The sequence below is a fragment of the Pseudogulbenkiania sp. FW507-F1 genome (assembly GCF_058781125.1).
This window is the reverse complement of sequence record NZ_JBYSWM010000004.1, coordinates 73,862-89,783: the sequence shown is the minus strand read 5'-3', so window position 1 is coordinate 89,783 and position 15,922 is coordinate 73,862. Positions and strand designations below refer to the sequence as shown.

At 65.5% G+C, this 15,922-nt stretch carries 11 protein-coding genes and 1 tRNA gene; 9 read left to right on the top strand and 3 right to left on the bottom strand.

The genetic code is table 11. The features are described from left to right. Window positions 1-117 precede the first annotated feature (117 nt). Window positions 118-612, top strand: coding sequence for a MarR family transcriptional regulator (locus AC3WG5_RS03945; RefSeq protein ID WP_008952624.1), 495 nt, complete (start codon window positions 118-120; stop codon window positions 610-612). Between the two features lie 247 nt (window positions 613-859). Next, entirely contained in the window at window positions 860-2,413 is a 1,554-nt protein-coding gene (locus AC3WG5_RS03940) for a DHA2 family efflux MFS transporter permease subunit (RefSeq protein ID WP_492567866.1), read from the top strand. 11 nt (window positions 2,414-2,424) lie between these two features. Here the strand turns inward: AC3WG5_RS03940 and AC3WG5_RS03935 are convergent, their stop codons facing one another. Further along, window positions 2,425-2,919 (bottom strand): NUDIX hydrolase, encoded by a 495-nt coding sequence (locus AC3WG5_RS03935; protein ID WP_482581631.1) that lies wholly within the window; start codon window positions 2,917-2,919, stop codon window positions 2,425-2,427. Between the two features lie 341 nt (window positions 2,920-3,260). On the opposite strand from AC3WG5_RS03935, the gene fdnG reads away from it, so the two are divergent. The 7 genes from fdnG to AC3WG5_RS03900 all read left to right on the top strand — a co-directional run bounded on the left by fdnG (window position 3,261) and on the right by AC3WG5_RS03900 (window position 12,351). After that, entirely contained in the window at window positions 3,261-6,314 is a 3,054-nt protein-coding gene (gene fdnG / locus AC3WG5_RS03930; RefSeq protein WP_492567865.1) for a formate dehydrogenase-N subunit alpha, read from the top strand. A 9-nt stretch (window positions 6,315-6,323) separates the two neighbouring features. Beyond that, window positions 6,324-7,199, top strand: coding sequence for a formate dehydrogenase subunit beta (gene fdxH, locus AC3WG5_RS03925; RefSeq protein WP_294863237.1), 876 nt, complete (start codon window positions 6,324-6,326; stop codon window positions 7,197-7,199). Next, a complete protein-coding gene (locus tag AC3WG5_RS03920) occupies window positions 7,196-7,834 on the top strand; it encodes a formate dehydrogenase subunit gamma (RefSeq protein ID WP_492567864.1) in 639 nt (212 codons plus the stop codon). Before fdxH ends, AC3WG5_RS03920 begins: the two co-directional genes overlap by 4 nt. Continuing rightward, complete coding sequence (fdhE, locus tag AC3WG5_RS03915; protein ID WP_492567863.1) at window positions 7,831-8,754, top strand: formate dehydrogenase accessory protein FdhE; 924 nt, start codon at window positions 7,831-7,833, stop codon at window positions 8,752-8,754. The genes AC3WG5_RS03920 and fdhE overlap by 4 nt, the downstream gene beginning before the upstream one ends. A 94-nt stretch (window positions 8,755-8,848) precedes the next feature. Continuing rightward, window positions 8,849-10,273, top strand: coding sequence for an L-seryl-tRNA(Sec) selenium transferase (selA, locus tag AC3WG5_RS03910; protein ID WP_492567862.1), 1,425 nt, complete (start codon window positions 8,849-8,851; stop codon window positions 10,271-10,273). Further along, a complete protein-coding gene (selB, locus tag AC3WG5_RS03905) occupies window positions 10,270-12,165 on the top strand; it encodes a selenocysteine-specific translation elongation factor (RefSeq protein WP_492567861.1) in 1,896 nt (631 codons plus the stop codon). The genes selA and selB overlap by 4 nt, the downstream gene beginning before the upstream one ends. A 94-nt stretch (window positions 12,166-12,259) precedes the next feature. Then, window positions 12,260-12,351, top strand: a tRNA-Sec gene (locus AC3WG5_RS03900). Window positions 12,352-12,655: 304 nt separating this feature from the next. Here AC3WG5_RS03900 and betA read toward each other — a convergent pair. After that, window positions 12,656-14,341: a choline dehydrogenase gene (gene betA / locus AC3WG5_RS03895; protein ID WP_492567860.1), complete on the bottom strand. Its 1,686-nt coding sequence runs from the start codon at window positions 14,339-14,341 to the stop codon at window positions 12,656-12,658. Window positions 14,342-14,377: 36 nt separating this feature from the next. Next, window positions 14,378-15,883, bottom strand: a complete 1,506-nt coding sequence (locus AC3WG5_RS03890) for a purine-cytosine permease family protein (RefSeq protein WP_294863225.1) — start codon at window positions 15,881-15,883, stop codon at window positions 14,378-14,380. Window positions 15,884-15,922 lie beyond the last annotated feature (39 nt).

Genomic DNA, 15,922 nt, shown 5'->3' with positions numbered 1-15,922 from the left:
GCTGTGCTCTCTTGGTATGTAAGACCTTATTTCCCTCGTCACACCCGAGCCATGGCTGCGCGCGGCGCCGGGCGCGGGTATCATCCCCGGTTTGACTTACCTACTCTTTCCAGCGTCATGAGCGATAGCTTCAAACCGTACGAGTCGGCCATTACCGCCATTGCCAGCCAGATTCCGGGCGCGCCCCTGCGCGAGGCGATCCTGACCCGGCTGTTCTTGCATGTCAGTGGTGAATTGAGCGACTTCTTCGACGCCCGGCTCAAGGAGTACGGGCTCAACTACACCACCTGGACGTCGCTGGTGGTGCTCTACAGCAGCCCGCAGCACCGCTTGCTGCCGTCGGAGCTGAGCGTGTTCATCAACACCTCGCGCACGCATTGCACGCGCATTGCCGACGAATTGGTCGACAAGGGCTGGGTCGAGCGCGTGGCGAGCGAGGCCGACCGGCGCCAGACCTACTTGCAGCTGACCGCTGCCGGCGTCGCCTTCGTCGAACAGCTGCAGCCGCAACGGCGCGAACAGTACCGGCAGCTGTGGTCGTCGTTTTCTCCGGAAGAACAAAACCAGCTGGACGCGTTGCTGCGCAAGATGCTGGTGCTGCTGAAAAGCTGAGCTATCCGACGGGGCTGAATGCTCCGGCGTCAGTGTGCGCGGCATGCCGTATGGACGGGTGGAGCGATGGGCTTGGAGCCATGCTTCACATGGATTCGGGTGCCTGGTGTGGGGCCCTCGCACGGGGGCCTTGGTTCGTCTCGGCACTATTCCCGGCCCTGTTTTGGTCTTATAATGACGTAGGTTATTATCACTAAAGTTATTCATGGCGATCCGTCCCCGACCGCCCGTTAGTCCGGAATCACCCATGTCTCAGGCCAGCCCCCACCCCACCGCGTCCGATCCCGGGGCGCATCGTGGTTTCATCACCCTCGCCATCATGCTGGCGACCATCATGCAGACGCTCGACAGCACCATCGCCAACGTGGCCCTGCCGCACATGGCGGGCAACCTGTCGGCCTCGCAGGACCAGATCTCGTGGGTACTGACCTCGTATATCGTTGCCGCCGCCATCGCCACCCCGCTGACCGGCTGGCTGACCGGGCGCTTTGGCCGCAAGCGCGTGTTTCTGGTCGCGGTGGTGGGTTTCACGGTGGCGTCGATGTTGTGCGGGCTGTCTGAGTCTCTGGTGCAGATCGTTCTGGCGCGTCTGCTGCAAGGCTTGTTCGGCGCGGCGCTGGTGCCGCTGTCGCAGGCGGTGATGCTGGATTCCAACCCACCGGAAAAACATGCCCAGGCGATGGCGGTGTGGGGCATGGGGGTGATGATCGGGCCGATCCTGGGGCCGACGCTCGGGGGCTGGCTGACCGACAACCTGACGTGGCGCTGGGTGTTTTTCATCAACCTGCCGGTCGGAATGCTCTCGTTCTACGGCATCAAGGCCTATATCCGCGAAACCGAGACCGACCGTAAGCTCGGCTTCGATTTTTACGGCTTCCTGACGCTGAGCCTGGCCATCGGCCTGTTCCAGATGCTGCTCGACCGCGGCGAGCAGCTTGACTGGTTCAGTTCCACCGAAATCGTGCTGGAAGCGGTGGGCGCCTTGGTCAGCCTGACCTTTTTCGTGGTGCTCACGGCAACCGCGCAGGGGGCGTCGTTCTTCAACGTCAACCTGCTGAAAGACCGCAACTTCGTAACCGGGCTGGGGTTTTACTTCCTGGTGGGCTTGCTGTTGTACGCTACCCGCGCCTTGCTGCCGCCCTTGCTGCAGACCTTGATGGGGTATCCGGTGGTCACCACCGGCCTTGTGACCGGACCGAGCGGCATCGGCACCATGCTGGCGATGCTGCTGGCCGGCCGGCTGACCAGCAAGGTCGATCCGCGCGCGCTGATCGCGCTGGGCTTCAGCCTGACCGCCCTGTCGCTGTGGCAGATGTCGGGCTACACCCTCAACATGAGCGAAGGCGGGATTGTCTGGCCCGGTTTCATCCAGGGCATGGGGGTGGGTTTCGTGTCGGTGCCGTTGACCACGGTGACGTTCTCCACCCTGGAGCGCCGCTATCGCTCGGACGGCACGTCGATCTTCAGCCTGTTCCGCAATATCGGCAGCAGTATCGGCATTTCGCTGATGCAGACCCTGCTCACGCGCAATAGCGCCATCTACCATGCCAGGTTGGCCGAACTCGTCACCAGCGCCAGCCCGGCGATCCGCGCCAGTCTGCCGGCCCTGCTCGACCCGGCCAGCCCGGCCGGTCTTGCCGCGCTCAACAACGAAGTGACCCGCCAGGCCAGCTTCCTGGCCTATCTCACTGACTTTCGCATCATGATGGTGGCCACCTTGCTGGCCCTGCCCTTCCTGCTGCTGATGCGCAAGAATGGTAATGCGCCCCCTGCCGAGATCGACGCCCAGGTGCTGGAATAACCGCCACTTGATCAGACCGGATCGCTGCCCTGCCGAGCCGACGCCTGCCCGGCCAGCAGGGCGAACAGTTCCTCGATGAAACCGCACTGCCCCGGCAAAATGCGTTGTAGCGCCTCGTCGAAGCCGAACCATGCCGCGCGGTCGACCTCCGGCACCTCCAGCCAGCGGCCCGACCCTCTCGGCCATTCCAGCCGGCAAGTGTTGGACACCAGCGTTGTCTCATCCCAATCGCCCTCCGTGGCCCAGACGTCGATCACCTTGCCGCTGGGCTGCCGGCGTGGCGTCAACGGCAGCAGCGCGCCAGTCGGCCGATAGCCGGTTTCCTCGGCGCACTCGCGCAGCGCCGCCTGCAGCGGGTCTTCCCCTTTCTCGTACTCTCCCTTGGCGATGGACCAACTGCCGAGGTCCTTGTGGGCCCAGAACGGGCCGCCGGGGTGCACCAGCAGCACCTCGTAGTGCTGGTCGCGTTGGCGGTAAGGCAGGATGCCGGCGCTGGTCTTGGGCATGGGTCTCGCTCTCCGTGGCGACGGCGCTTCCCCCTCACTGGCGCCATGCGGGGCTGGCTTTATGGTCTCTGCATACTACAAAGAGCATAAGCAGCACACGGTAGTGAACGATGAGGCGCCTGCGGATGAAAGGTTGGCCGAAGCCTGGGTTGGCAAGGGCAAGATCGGCCATTTTGTACTAAAAAGAGTCAAACGACAGACCGAATCCGCTTGGTCTCACGCTTCGTTTTGGTATTACCCGATGGCAAAGATGATTCGCCGGCCGCTTGGTCACATCGCATGGTCAAGACAACGGCAGCCATCCATTCCACCTTGTCGTACACGCACTAAGGGAGACTTTGATGCAAGTCACCAGAAGGCAATTCTTCAAGCTGAGCGCGGGAGGATTGGCCACCTCGACCCTCGCGATGCTCGGCATGTTGCCGCAGAACGCGCTGGCGGATGTCCGAAGCTACAAGCTGCTGCGTGCCACGGAAACCCGCAATACCTGCCCGTACTGCTCGGTTGGCTGCGGCATCCTGATGTACAGCCTAGGCGACGGCGCCAAGAACGCCAAATCCACCATCTTCCATATCGAAGGCGACCCGGACCACCCGGTCAACCGCGGCGCGCTCTGCCCGAAGGGGGCGGGCCTGGTCGACTTCGTGCATAGCGAAAACCGCCTCAAGCACCCGGAAGTGCGCGAGCCCGGCGCCAAGGAATGGAAACGGATTTCGTGGGAAGAAGCGTTCGAGCGCATTGCGCGCCATATGAAGCAGGACCGCGATGCCCACTTCGTCGAGAAGAATGCCGACGGCGTCACGGTCAACCGCTGGCTGACCACCGGCATGCTGTGTGCCTCGGCCTCGAGTAACGAAACCGGCTGGCTCTCGCAGAAATTCGTGCGCAGCCTGGGGATGCTGGCAGTCGACAACCAGGCGCGTGTCTGACACGGACCGACGGTGGCAAGTCTTGCCCCAACATTCGGTCGCGGTGCCATGACCAATCACTGGGTCGACATCAAGAACGCCAATATCATCGTAGTGATGGGCGGCAATTCCGCCGAGGCCCACCCGGTCGGCTTCCGCTGGGTGATCGAAGCCAAGACCCGCAACAAGGCGAAGCTGATCGTCATCGATCCGCGCTTCACCCGCACGGCATCGGTGGCCGACCACTACGCGCCGATCCGTACCGGAACGGACATCACCTTCCTCTCCGGCGTGATCCGCTACCTGCTGGAAACCGGCAAGTACAACAAGGAGTACACCCTCGCCTACACCAATGCCGCGCTGCTGGTGAACCCGGACTTCCAGTTCTCTGAGGGGCTGTTCAGCGGCTACGACGAGGCCACGCGCAAGTACGACAAGGCGACCTGGAGCTATCAGCTCGACGAGAAGGGTTTTGCCCGGCGTGACGCCACGCTGCAGGACCCCCGCTGTGTGCTGAACCTGCTGAAGGCGCACGTGGCGCGCTACACGCCGGAGATGGTCGAGCGCATCTGCGGCACGCCCAAGGAAACCTTCCTGATGGTGTGCGAGCACCTGGCCGGCACCGCCGCGCCGGATCGCACCACGTCGTTCCTCTACGCCCTGGGCTGGACCCAGCATTCGATCGGCTCGCAGAACATCCGCACCATGGCGATGGTGCAGCTGCTGCTCGGCAACATGGGCATGGCCGGTGGCGGCGTCAATGCACTGCGTGGTCACTCCAATATCCAGGGCCTGACCGATATCGGCCTGCTCTCGACCAGCCTCCCCGGCTACCTGACGCTGCCTTCGGAAAAAGAGACGGACCTGGCGGCGCATCTGGCCAAGTACACCAGCAAGCCGCTGGCCGACGGGCAGATGAACTACTGGCAGAACTACCCCAAGTTCTTCGTTAGCTTGATGAAGTCGTTCTGGGGCGACAACGCCAGCAGCGGCAACAACTGGGGCTACGACTGGCTGCCCAAGTGGGACAAGGGTTACGACGTGCTGCAGTACTTCGAGATGATGAACCAGGGCAAGGTCAACGGCTACATCTGCCAGGGCTTCAACCCGGTGGCCTCGTTCCCCAACAAGAACAAGATCGTGGCCTCGCTGTCGCGGCTCAAGTTCCTGGTGATCATCGACCCTCTGGTGACCGACACCTCTACCTTCTGGAAGAACCACGGCGAGCAGAACGACGTGAAGACGGAACAGATTCAGACCGAAGTGTTCCGCCTGCCCACCACCTGCTTTGCCGAGGAAGATGGTGCCATCATCAACTCCGGGCGCTGGCTGCAATGGCACTGGAAAGGGGCCGATGCGCCCGGCGAGGCGATCGCCGACGTCGAGATACTGGCCGGCATCTTCGCCAGGCTCAAAGCCCTGTACGCGAAGGAAGGTGGCGCCTACCCCGAGCCGATCATGAAGCTGGCGTGGGCCTACGCCAACCCGATGGCGCCCAAGCCGGAAGAGCTGGCAAAGGAGATGAACGGCAAGGCATTGGCCGACCTCCCCGACCCGAAGGAACCCGGCAAGTTCCTGGCCAGGAAGGGCGAGCTGCTGCCCGGCTTCGCCCTGCTGCAGGCGGACGGCTCCACTTCGAGCGCCTGCTGGATTTTCACCGGCAGCTGGACCCAGGCCGGCAACCAGATGGCGCGGCGCGACAACACCGATACCGGCTTTGGCAATACCCCGGCCTGGGCCTGGGCGTGGCCGGCCAACCGCCGCATCCTGTACAACCGCGCCTCGGCCCGGCCGGACGGCACGCCGTGGGACCCCGCGCGGCAGCTCATCAAGTGGAACGGCGAGAAATGGGTCGGCATCGACGTACCGGACTATAAGCTCGACGAGCCGCCGGGCAGTGCCATGGCGCCGTTCATCATGCAGGCCGAAGGCCTGGGGCGGCTGTTTGCGCTCGACAAGATGGCGGAAGGGCCGTTCCCCGAGCACTACGAACCGTTCGAGAGCCCGATCGGCACCAATCCGCTGCACCCGAAGGTGGTGTCGAATCCGGCGGCGCGCGTGTTCAAGGGCGATCTGGCCGACATGGGCAAGGCCGATGCCTTCCCCTACGCCGCCACTACTTACCGGCTGACCGAACACTTCCACTACTGGACCAAGAACGTGCGGCTCAATGCCATCTTGCAGCCGGAACAGTTCGTGGAAATCGGTGAGGCGCTGGCCAAGGAGAAAGGCATCAACCACGGCGACATGGTCAAAGTGTCGTCCAAGCGCGGCTACATCAAGGCCAAGGCGGTGGTGACCAAGCGCATCAAGCCGCTCACGGTGGACGGCAAGACGGTGCACCACGTGGGGATTCCGATCCACTGGGGCTACGAGGGCGTGGCGAAGAAAGGCTTCATCGCCAATACCCTCACGCCGTTCGTCGGGGACGCCAATACCCAGACGCCGGAGTTCAAGTCCTTCCTTGTCAACGTGGAAAAGCTTTAAGGAGCAGACATGGCACTGCAATCGCAAGATATCCTGCGCCGGTCGGCTTCCCCTACCCAGCCCCCGGTGGCCAGGGAGCACAAGATCGAGGTCGCCAAGCTGATCGACGTCACCACCTGCATCGGCTGCAAGGCCTGCCAGGTGGCGTGCGCGGAATGGAACGACCTGCGCGACGAGATCGGCAGCAACGTCGGCGTCTACGACAACCCGGCCGACCTGTCGGCGCAGAGCTGGACCGTGATGCGCTACAACGAGGTGGAGGAAAACGGCAAGCTCGAATGGCTGATTCGCAAGGACGGCTGCATGCACTGCGCCGATCCGGGCTGCCTGAAGGCGTGCCCGTCTCCGGGTGCGATCATCCAGTACGCCAACGGCATCGTCGACTTCCAGTCGGAGCACTGCATCGGCTGCGGCTATTGCATCTCCGGCTGCCCGTTCGACGTGCCGCGCCTCAGCCAGAAAGACAACAAGGTCTACAAGTGCACCTTGTGCTCCGACCGCGTCATGGTGGGCCAGGAGCCCGCCTGCGTGAAAACGTGCCCGACCGGCGCGATCCGCTTCGGCAGCAAGGAAGACATGACCGCCTTCGCGGGCGAGCGCGTCGAAGACCTGAAGACGCGCGGCTTCCCGAACGCCGGTCTGTACGACCCGCCAGGCGTGGGCGGTACGCACGTGATGTACGTGCTGCACCATGCCGACAGGCCCGGCCTCTACTCCGGTCTGCGCAAGAACCCCACCATCAGCCCCGTGGTCAAGCTGTGGAAAGGCCTGCTCAAGCCGCTGGCCACAATCGGTTTCGCCGCCGCCGGCCTGTTCGGGTTCCTGCACTACATCGGGGTCGGGCCGAACCGGCCGGATGACGACGATGGGGAGGATCAAGCATGAGTCGCGAAAAGCTGATCGTGCGCTACAACGCCGCGGAGCGGATCAACCACTGGCTCGTGGCGCTGTGCTTCGTGCTGCTGGCGTTGTCGGGACTGGCCTTGTTCTACCCCGCCTTCTTCTGGCTCACCGGTATCTTCGGCACGCCGCAACTGGCGCGCATCATCCACCCGTTCGTCGGGGTGCTGATGTTCGTGGGGTTTTTGAGGCAGTTTTTCCGTTACTGGCACCATAACCTGATCAACGCCGAAGACATCAAATGGATGAAATCGGTGGGCAGCGTGCTGCGGGGTCACGAGGTGGGCGACACCGGCAAGTACAACGGCGGGCAGAAAGGCCTGTTCTGGCTGATGTGCGTGTGCCTGCTGGCCCTGCTGGCGTCGGGCATCGTGATCTGGCGGCCGTACTTCTCGCCGTCGTTCCCGATCCCGCTGATCCGGGTGGCGCTGCTGACGCATGCGGTGGCCGCGGTGCTGCTTATCGCCGGCATCATCGTCCACATCTACGCGGCGATCTGGGTGAAGGGCACGATCCGGGCCATGGTCGAGGGGGTAGTGACCTACGGCTGGGCGAAGAAGCATCATCCGCGCTGGTTCCGCGAAATGACCGGCCAATCGGGCGCAAAGGAGCCTAGGTGAATATTCGTATCGTACCGATCGACAGGCTGGAAGCCGGTGTCGAGCCCAACCCGGCACCAAGCTGGCTGCAGCCCCACCCGGCCACGCTGTACGCGGCCAGGGCGGCCAGGCTGCGGGCGTTGTCGGCCAACCACCCGATGGCCGACTACCTGGGCTTCGTGGCCGATCTGGTGGCGGCCCAGGCGCGGCGGCTGGCCGAGCGGCCGCTGACGCCGCCCGAGGAACTGGCCGGGCTGGTGCAGCACTGCGCCGAGCACGGCATGCCGCCACTGGCCCCGGCCGGGTGGCGGGGCCGCCTGCCGTGGCAGGATGACCTCGACGCGCTGCTGGCCACCATCGCCAGCAAGCCCTTGGCGGAGGCCTTGCAGGCGGCCGTGAACCGGCTCGCCCAGGCCAGTCGCAGCGAGCGCGAGGGCTGGGCGAGCGTGCTGCTGTCAGGCGACAGCGCGGCTGGCGGCGTGGCCGTTGCGCCCTTCCTGTGGGCGGCGCTGTCGCTCAACTGGAGCCAGCTTGCCGCGGCGATCGATGGCCGGCTGCAGGCCGACCCTGGCGCCGACCGCAGCGTGTGTCCGGTCTGCGCCGCGCCGCCGGTGGCGAGCGTCGTCCGTCTTGGCGCCGAACCCGGCCACCGCTATCTGCATTGCAGCCTGTGCGAGAGCGAATGGCACGTGGTGCGGGCGCAGTGCAGCTGCTGCTCGTCCAGCCGTGATCTCGGCTACTGGTCGCTCGACAGCGTCGAGGCGGCGGTGAAGGCGGAAAGCTGCGGCGACTGCCACAGCTACCTGAAGGTGCTGTACCAGGACAAGGATGTCGCCGTCGAGCCGGTAGCCGATGACCTGGCCAGCCTGGCGCTGGACTGGCACGTCGAAGAGCAGGGTTTTGCCAGTTCCGGGCAGAACCCCTTCCTGTTCGTGCAGTGAGCGTCTCGAGGGGCGGCGGGCTTGTGCCCGGCCGCCCTTTTTATGTCATCATCAACTCTCCCTCTCCCTGGCCGGAAACGCTGCGACGAACATCATGGACAGCCAGACCCTGTACAGCCGACTCCCCTCCATCGACAAACTGCTCCTGCGGCCCGATCTGGCCGACGCGCTGCAGCGCCACGGCCGTGAAGCCGTGCTGCGCGCACTGCGCCAGCGGCTCGACCTGGCGCGCCGGCACATCCGCGAGCATGGCCGCCTGCCCGACTGGGCCAGCGAAGAGGCCCCGCTGCTCAACGTAGTGCGCCAAGAGTTGGCCGAACGGCAGCAAATGCAGATGCGCCCGGTCTTCAACCTCACCGGCACCGTGTTGCACACCAACCTGGGGCGTGCGCAGCTGGCCGAGGCCGCCGTGGCGGCGGTCATGCAGGCGATGCGCGCGCCGGTGGCGCTCGAATACGATCTGGACGGGGCCGGCCGCGGGCATCGCGACCAGGTCGTCAGCGAACTCTTGCGCGAGCTGACCGGCGCCGAGGCGGCCTGTGTCGTCAACAACAACGCGGCCGCGGTGCTGATCATGCTGAGCACCATGGCGGCCGGGCGCGAGGTGATCGTGTCGCGGGGCGAGCTGGTGGAAATCGGCGGCGCGTTTCGCATGCCGGACGTGATGCGCCAGGCGGGATGCCGCCTGGTGGAAGTCGGCGCCACCAACCGCACCCACCTGCGCGACTACGCCGAGGCCATCGGCCCCGATACCGCACTCTTGATGAAGGTCCATACCAGCAACTACGCCATCGAAGGGTTCACCCACAGCGTGAGCGAGGCGGAGCTGGCCCGGCTCGCAGCCGAGCGCGGCGTGCCTTTGGCCACCGATCTTGGCAGCGGCGCGCTGGCCGACATGGCGCGGCTGGGCTTGCCGGCCGAGCCGATGCCGCAGCAGATGATCGCCGCCGGCGTGAATCTGGTCAGTTTCTCCGGCGACAAGCTGCTCGGCGGTCCGCAGGCCGGGCTGATCATCGGCGATGCGGCGTGGATCGCCCGCATCCAGAAGCACCCGCTCAAGCGGGCGCTGCGCTGTGACAAGATGACGCTGGCCGCGCTTGAGGCCACCTTGCGGCTCTACCTCGAGCCGGAAAACCTGACCCAGGCGCTGCCGACGCTGCGCCTGCTGACGCGGCCGCAGCAGGCGATGCAGCAGCAGGCCGAACGGCTCTGTCCCGCGCTGCGCCCACTTTTCGACGAGGCCTTCGTGGTGAGTAGCGAGCCCTGCCTGTCGCAGATCGGCAGCGGTTCGCTGCCGGTGGACCGGTTGCCGAGTTGGGCGATCACGCTGAGCCCGCGCGATGGCCGCGGCAGCACCCTCGACAGTCTGTGCCGTGCCCTGCGCGCACTGCCGCGGCCGGTGATCGGCCGGGTGCAGGATGGCCGGCTGTGGCTCGATCTGCGTTGCCTGGAGGATGAAGCCGGTCTGTTGGCCAACCTCGGCCAGCTGCCGTTTGCCGGGGCGGAGACGCGCCCATGATCATCGGCACCGCCGGCCACGTCGACCACGGCAAGACCTCGCTGATCGCCCGCCTGACCGGCACCAACGCCGACCGGCTGCCGGAAGAAAAGCGGCGCGGCATGACCATCGACCTCGGCTACGCCTACCTGGCGTTGCCGGACGGGCGGAGGCTCGGTTTCATCGACGTTCCCGGTCACGAACACTTCCTCTCCAACATGCTGGCCGGCGTGGGCGGCATCGATCACGCGCTGCTGGTGATCGCCGCCGACGACGGCATCATGCCGCAAACCGTCGAGCATCTGGCCATCCTCCACCTGCTGGACATCCCGGCGGTCAGTATTGTCCTGACCAAGTGCGACCTGGTGGCGCCTGAACGCATCGAGGCCTTGGCCGGCGACATTGCCGCCCTGCTGGCGCCGACCCGTTTTGCCGGCAGCCCGGTGCTGGCGGTCTCCAGCAAGAGCGGGGCCGGGCTGGACGCGCTCGCCAGCCACGTGGGGCAACTGGCCGCACCCCGCTCCGGGGCGCGCGCCAGGCGCTTCCGTCTCGCCATCGACCGCCGTTTCTCGGTGCGGGGGGCGGGTCTGGTGGTGACCGGCACGGCGTTGGCCGGTCAGGTTCGGGTGGGCGACATGCTCTGGCTGACCGGGGTCGGCAAGCCCGTGCGCGTACGCGGAATCCACGCCCAGAACCAGGCGGCCGAATATGGCGAGGCGCATCAGCGCCTGGCGCTCAACCTGAGCGGCGACCTCGCCCTTGATGACGTTGCGCGCGGCGACTGGCTGCTGGCGCACGCACCGCCCGAACCGAGTTCGCGCGTCACGGTGCAACTGCAGGCCGATCTGGCGCTGACGCGCCCCCTCGCTCACTGGCAGGCGGTGCACCTGCACCATGCCGCCAGCCACATCACCGGTCGCCTGGCGCTGCTCGAGCCGCAACGGCTGGATGCCGGCCAATACGGCCTGGCCGAACTGGTGTTTGATGGCGTCTTGTACCTGGCCGACAACGACCGGCTGATCGTGCGCGATGCCTCGGCGCAGACCACCCTCGCCTCGGCACGCGTGCTGGAGATCACCCCGCCGGCGCGTGCCAAACGCACGCAGGCACGGCTCGCTTATCTCGCCGAGCTGGCCCGTGTTGCTGCTGACGACCGGGCGGTGCTCGGTGCCGTCAGCCGTTGGCAGCCGGTCTCTCTGCCTGCCTTCGCCTGGGCGCGCCAGCTGGAAGATGGCCAAGTGGACGAACTGCTCGAGGCGAATCCCCTGAAGCGGGTCGGCGGCAACGAGGGTTGGCTCTATACCCCCGCGCGCTGGGAAGGCATGCAGGCCACCCTGCTGGCCACGTTGGCCGAACGCCACGCCAGCCACCCTGACGAGATCGGCGTGGCGCGCAGCGCCCTGCGCCGCATCGCGCTGCCGAAAGAGCCGGCCGCTGCCGCCGACCTGGCGATAGGCGAGTTGATCGACAGCGGCCGCGTTCTCAGCACGCGCGGCTGGCTGCACCTGCCGGAGCACTGCGTCAGCTTCGACGCCGAGGAGGAGGCGCTGTGGTCGCGCGCGGCCGCGTTGCTGCAGCGGGACGAGGGTGGCTGGGTGCGTGACGTGGCTCGGGAGCTGGACGAAGATGAGAGCGTGGTGCGTGCCTTGCTGAAGAAAGCCGCGCGCCAGGGGCTGGCGGTCGCGGTCGTCAGCGACCGCTATTACGTGCAGGATCGCCTGCGCCAGATCGCGGCCACGGTACGGCGGCTGGCCGGGGAGCACGGCTTCGTCGAGGCATCCAGCCTGCGCGACGCGCTGGGGCTGGGGCGCAAGCTCGCCATCCAGATTCTCGAGTTTTTCGACCGTAGCGGCTTCACCCGACGGCTAGGCAACCGCCATTGGCTGCGCGACGCGACCCTGTTCGAGGAATGAGCCTGGCTATATGGTGCTTTATCGGCCGATTGCGGGTGCTTATAATGACGTCCGGTAGCAGTGCATTGCTGCTGTACCTGTTTGTCACGGTATTGGAAGAGTCTCGCTCCCGGTGGGGCGGCTGGACTTCAAATTCAGATGGGGCCGCCAGCGGTCCCGGGAGGGTTCGACTCCCTTACTCTTCCGCCCAGCGCCCTGCCGCCGACAGCACCGGCTGACCGCCTGGGTGCCCCCCTTCCCGATACCCCACCTCCCCTGCTCGCCGGCCGTCAGTCCGACGCGCTCGATTCTCTGTGCATTCGTGGTGCCGCGCGGGCTGCTTGCTCCCGGCGCGGTAAACGGCTGCCAAGTGGCCGCCACCGCTCCGGATCGATAAACGCAACGCTGGTGCCGCTTGGGCCATGGCGTGCCAGGTGGCTGTGCTCGCCAGCCCTGAAAGGACAGCGGCCCGACAAGGAAAACCGTGCCGGGCCGCTGCGGGGCGCTCAGGTCAAACCGCGACCTTGCGCATCGGGGCCTTGGTGCGCTGGCGGGATTGCCAGCCCTCGGCGAGGCCCACCGGTACCTCGGCCGGCAGCAGGGGCTGGCGGCCACGCACCAGGTCGGCGGCGCGTTCGGCCAACATGATGGTCGGCGCGTTGAGGTTGCCGTTGGGCTCGGTCGGGAACACCGAGGAGTCGATCACGCGCAGGCCTTCGATGCCGCGTACGCGCAGCTCGGAATCGACCACCGCCATGTCGTCCTCGCCCATGCGGCAGGAGCCGCACGGGTGCATGGTGCTTTCCATGTTGGCACGCACGAAGGCGTCGATCTCGTCGTCGGTCTGCACCTCCGGCCCCGGCGCCAGTTCGACCCCGCGGTAGCGGTCCATGGCCGGCTGGCCGATGATCTCGCGCGTCAGGCGCACGCAGCGGCGGAAGCCCTCCCGGTCCTCTTCGCTCTCCAGGTAGTTGAAGCGGATTTCCGGATGCACGTAGGGGTCGGGCGACACCACGTGCACGTGGCCGCGGCTCTTGGGCTTGTTGGGCCCGGTCAGCACCATGAAGCCGTGCCCCTTGAACGGCTTGTCGCCGTCGTAGCGCATCGCCGCCGGCAGGAAGTGGAACTGGATGTCGGGCCAGCGCAGACCGGCTTCGGAGCGGATGAAGCCGCCCGCCTCGAAGTGGTTGCTGGCGCCCAGGCCGTCCTTGAACAGCAGCCAGCGTAGGCCGATCAGCGCCTTGCCGAACAGCCCCATCTTGCCGTTGAGTGTGACCGGCTCCTTGCAGGCGAACTGGATGTAGATTTCCGAGTGATCCTGCAGGTTCTCCCCTACCCCCGGCAGATCGTGCTTGACCTCGATACCCGCCCTCTTCAGCACCTTGGCCGGACCGATGCCGGAACGCTGCAGCAGGTGCGGCGAGCCGATCGGCCCGGACGATACCAGCACCTCGCGGCGGCAGCGCACGGTATGGGTGACGCCGTTCTGGTCATAGGTGACGCCGACCGCGCGCTTGCCTTCCAGCAGGATCTGCCGCGTCATGGCGTGGGTGATGACGGTCAGGTTCGGGCGCGTCATCGACGGGCGCAGGTAGGCGTTGGCGGTGGACCAGCGCACGCCGTTCTTGACCGTCATGTGCATCGCGCCGAAGCCTTCCTGCATGTAACCGTTGCAGTCCTCGGTCTTGATGTAGCCGGCCTGGGCGCCGGCCTCCACCCAGGCGCCGTACAGCGGGTTCTGCATGTTGTTGCCGTTGTTGGTGGCCAAGGGGCCGCTGTCGCCGCGATAGTCGTCGCCGCCGAACTTGAAGCTCTCCGCGCGCTTGAAGTAAGGCAGGCAATTGCGATAGCCCCAGCCCTTGGCCCCCAACTCTTCCCATTGGTCGAAGTCGTAGGCATGGCCGCGAATGTAGACCAGGCCGTTGATCGACGAGGAGCCGCCCAGCACCTTGCCGCGCGGGCAATGCAGGCGGCGGCCGTCGAGGTGGGGTTCGGCAGCGGTTTCGTAGTGCCAGTTGTACTTCTTGGTGTTCATCGGCAGGGAGAACGCGCTCGGCATCTGGATGATGACGCTCTTGTCGCTGCCGCCGTATTCGAGCACCAGTACGGAGACGTTGGCGTCTTCGGTCAGGCGGCTGGCCAGCACGCAGCCGGCCGAGCCGGCGCCGATGATGATGTAGTCAAATTCGTTTGCCATGATGCTTCTCACAGTAGTTCGCATGCGCCGAGCGGCTTACCAGCCTTTGCCTGCGGTGAAATGGGGCGAGGTCTTTTCGATGTGGCGAATGACTTTTTCTTCTTTCTCCAGATCGAGCGTCAGGCACAAGAGGTAGTACGCCACGCCGGAGACGATCAGGCCGACCAGCCAGGCCATGTCGACGCTGCCGATCATCTTGGCGAGCGGGCCGACGTACACTTCTTCCGTGCCGTTGAAGATGGTGAAGAACGGGACCATGGCGACGAAGCCGATCAGGTAGGCGATCAGGCCGCGACTGCCCCAGTGGCCGTAGATGTTGTCGTGCGGCAGGAAAAAGTGCGGGATGGCATAGCGGCCCTTGCGCACGAAGAAGTAGTCGGTCAGGTTGACCGCCGTCCACGGCACCAGGAAGTACAGCATCACCACCAGGTAGATGTTCAGCACCGACAGGCCGGAGCCGGAGGTATAGATTCCCAAGGCCACGCCCACCTGCAGGAACACCACGCCCAGAATGGCCCAGATGCGCACCGTGGGTGTCGGGTTGACCTTCTTGAAGGAATCCACCCCGGTGATGGCCGTCAGCTTGGCGCTGTAGATGTTCATCGCGATCACCGGCAGGAACGCCAGGATGGTGATGGCCACGACCACCGTGCCCAGCTGCGGAGCCACACTGGCGCCGACGCTGTTGAGTGCGACCAGGATATCGGTGGCGTGCAGGTGTTCTCCCAGCCAGCCGCCCACGGCAATCATCCAGGCACCGGACAGCGACGCCCCCAGGAACACCGCCGCGATCAGCTTGCCGCTGGGCGTGTTCTTCGGCAGGTAGCGCGAATAATCCGACACGTACGGGGCATAGGCGATGTTGTAGCTGGCGCCGGCGGCAAACTGGGCGATGAAACCGATCCAGGTGAAGCCCAGCGGTGCCGCGACGGGTGCGTTGGCCACCGGCGGCGCGTCGTGGATCCAGCCCATCAGCACCGCGAGCGTGACGATGCCGTACAGCGGCAGCGACAGGAACAGCGACCATTTGAAGGTCTTGTGCATCCAGTCGTGGCCGAGGATGGCGAGGATGGTGGCCGGCACCGTCACCGCCAGCGCGACCTGCATCGGCCCCCACGCGAACAGCGTCTTCAGGCCCTGCATCATCAGCACCAGGTTGACGATGTTGAACCCCGCGAACACGAACAGCGTGGCCAGCAGTACCAGCACCACCCCGCGGTAACCGAACTGGGCGCGCGACTGGATCATCTGCGGCAGGCCCAGGTGCGGACCCTGCGAGCCGTGGAAGGCCATGAACAGGGTGCCGAACATGATGCCCAGCGTGCCGGCGATGGTGGTCCACAGCGAGCTCAGGCCGACGCTCGGCCCGACAAAGCCGATGGTCATGGTGAAGAAGGTGAAGTTGCCGACAAACCAGAACGGCCCCTGGGTGGACAGTTTGTCGGTGCGTTCGTGGTCCGGAATGAAGTCAATGGAATGCCCTTCGATTTCCAGCCCGTTTTGCCCTTGAGACGCGGGCGTCTTTTGCGCATCTGATTTCATGGTATCTCCTCATCTCTCTTATGATCCTCGCCGCTACGG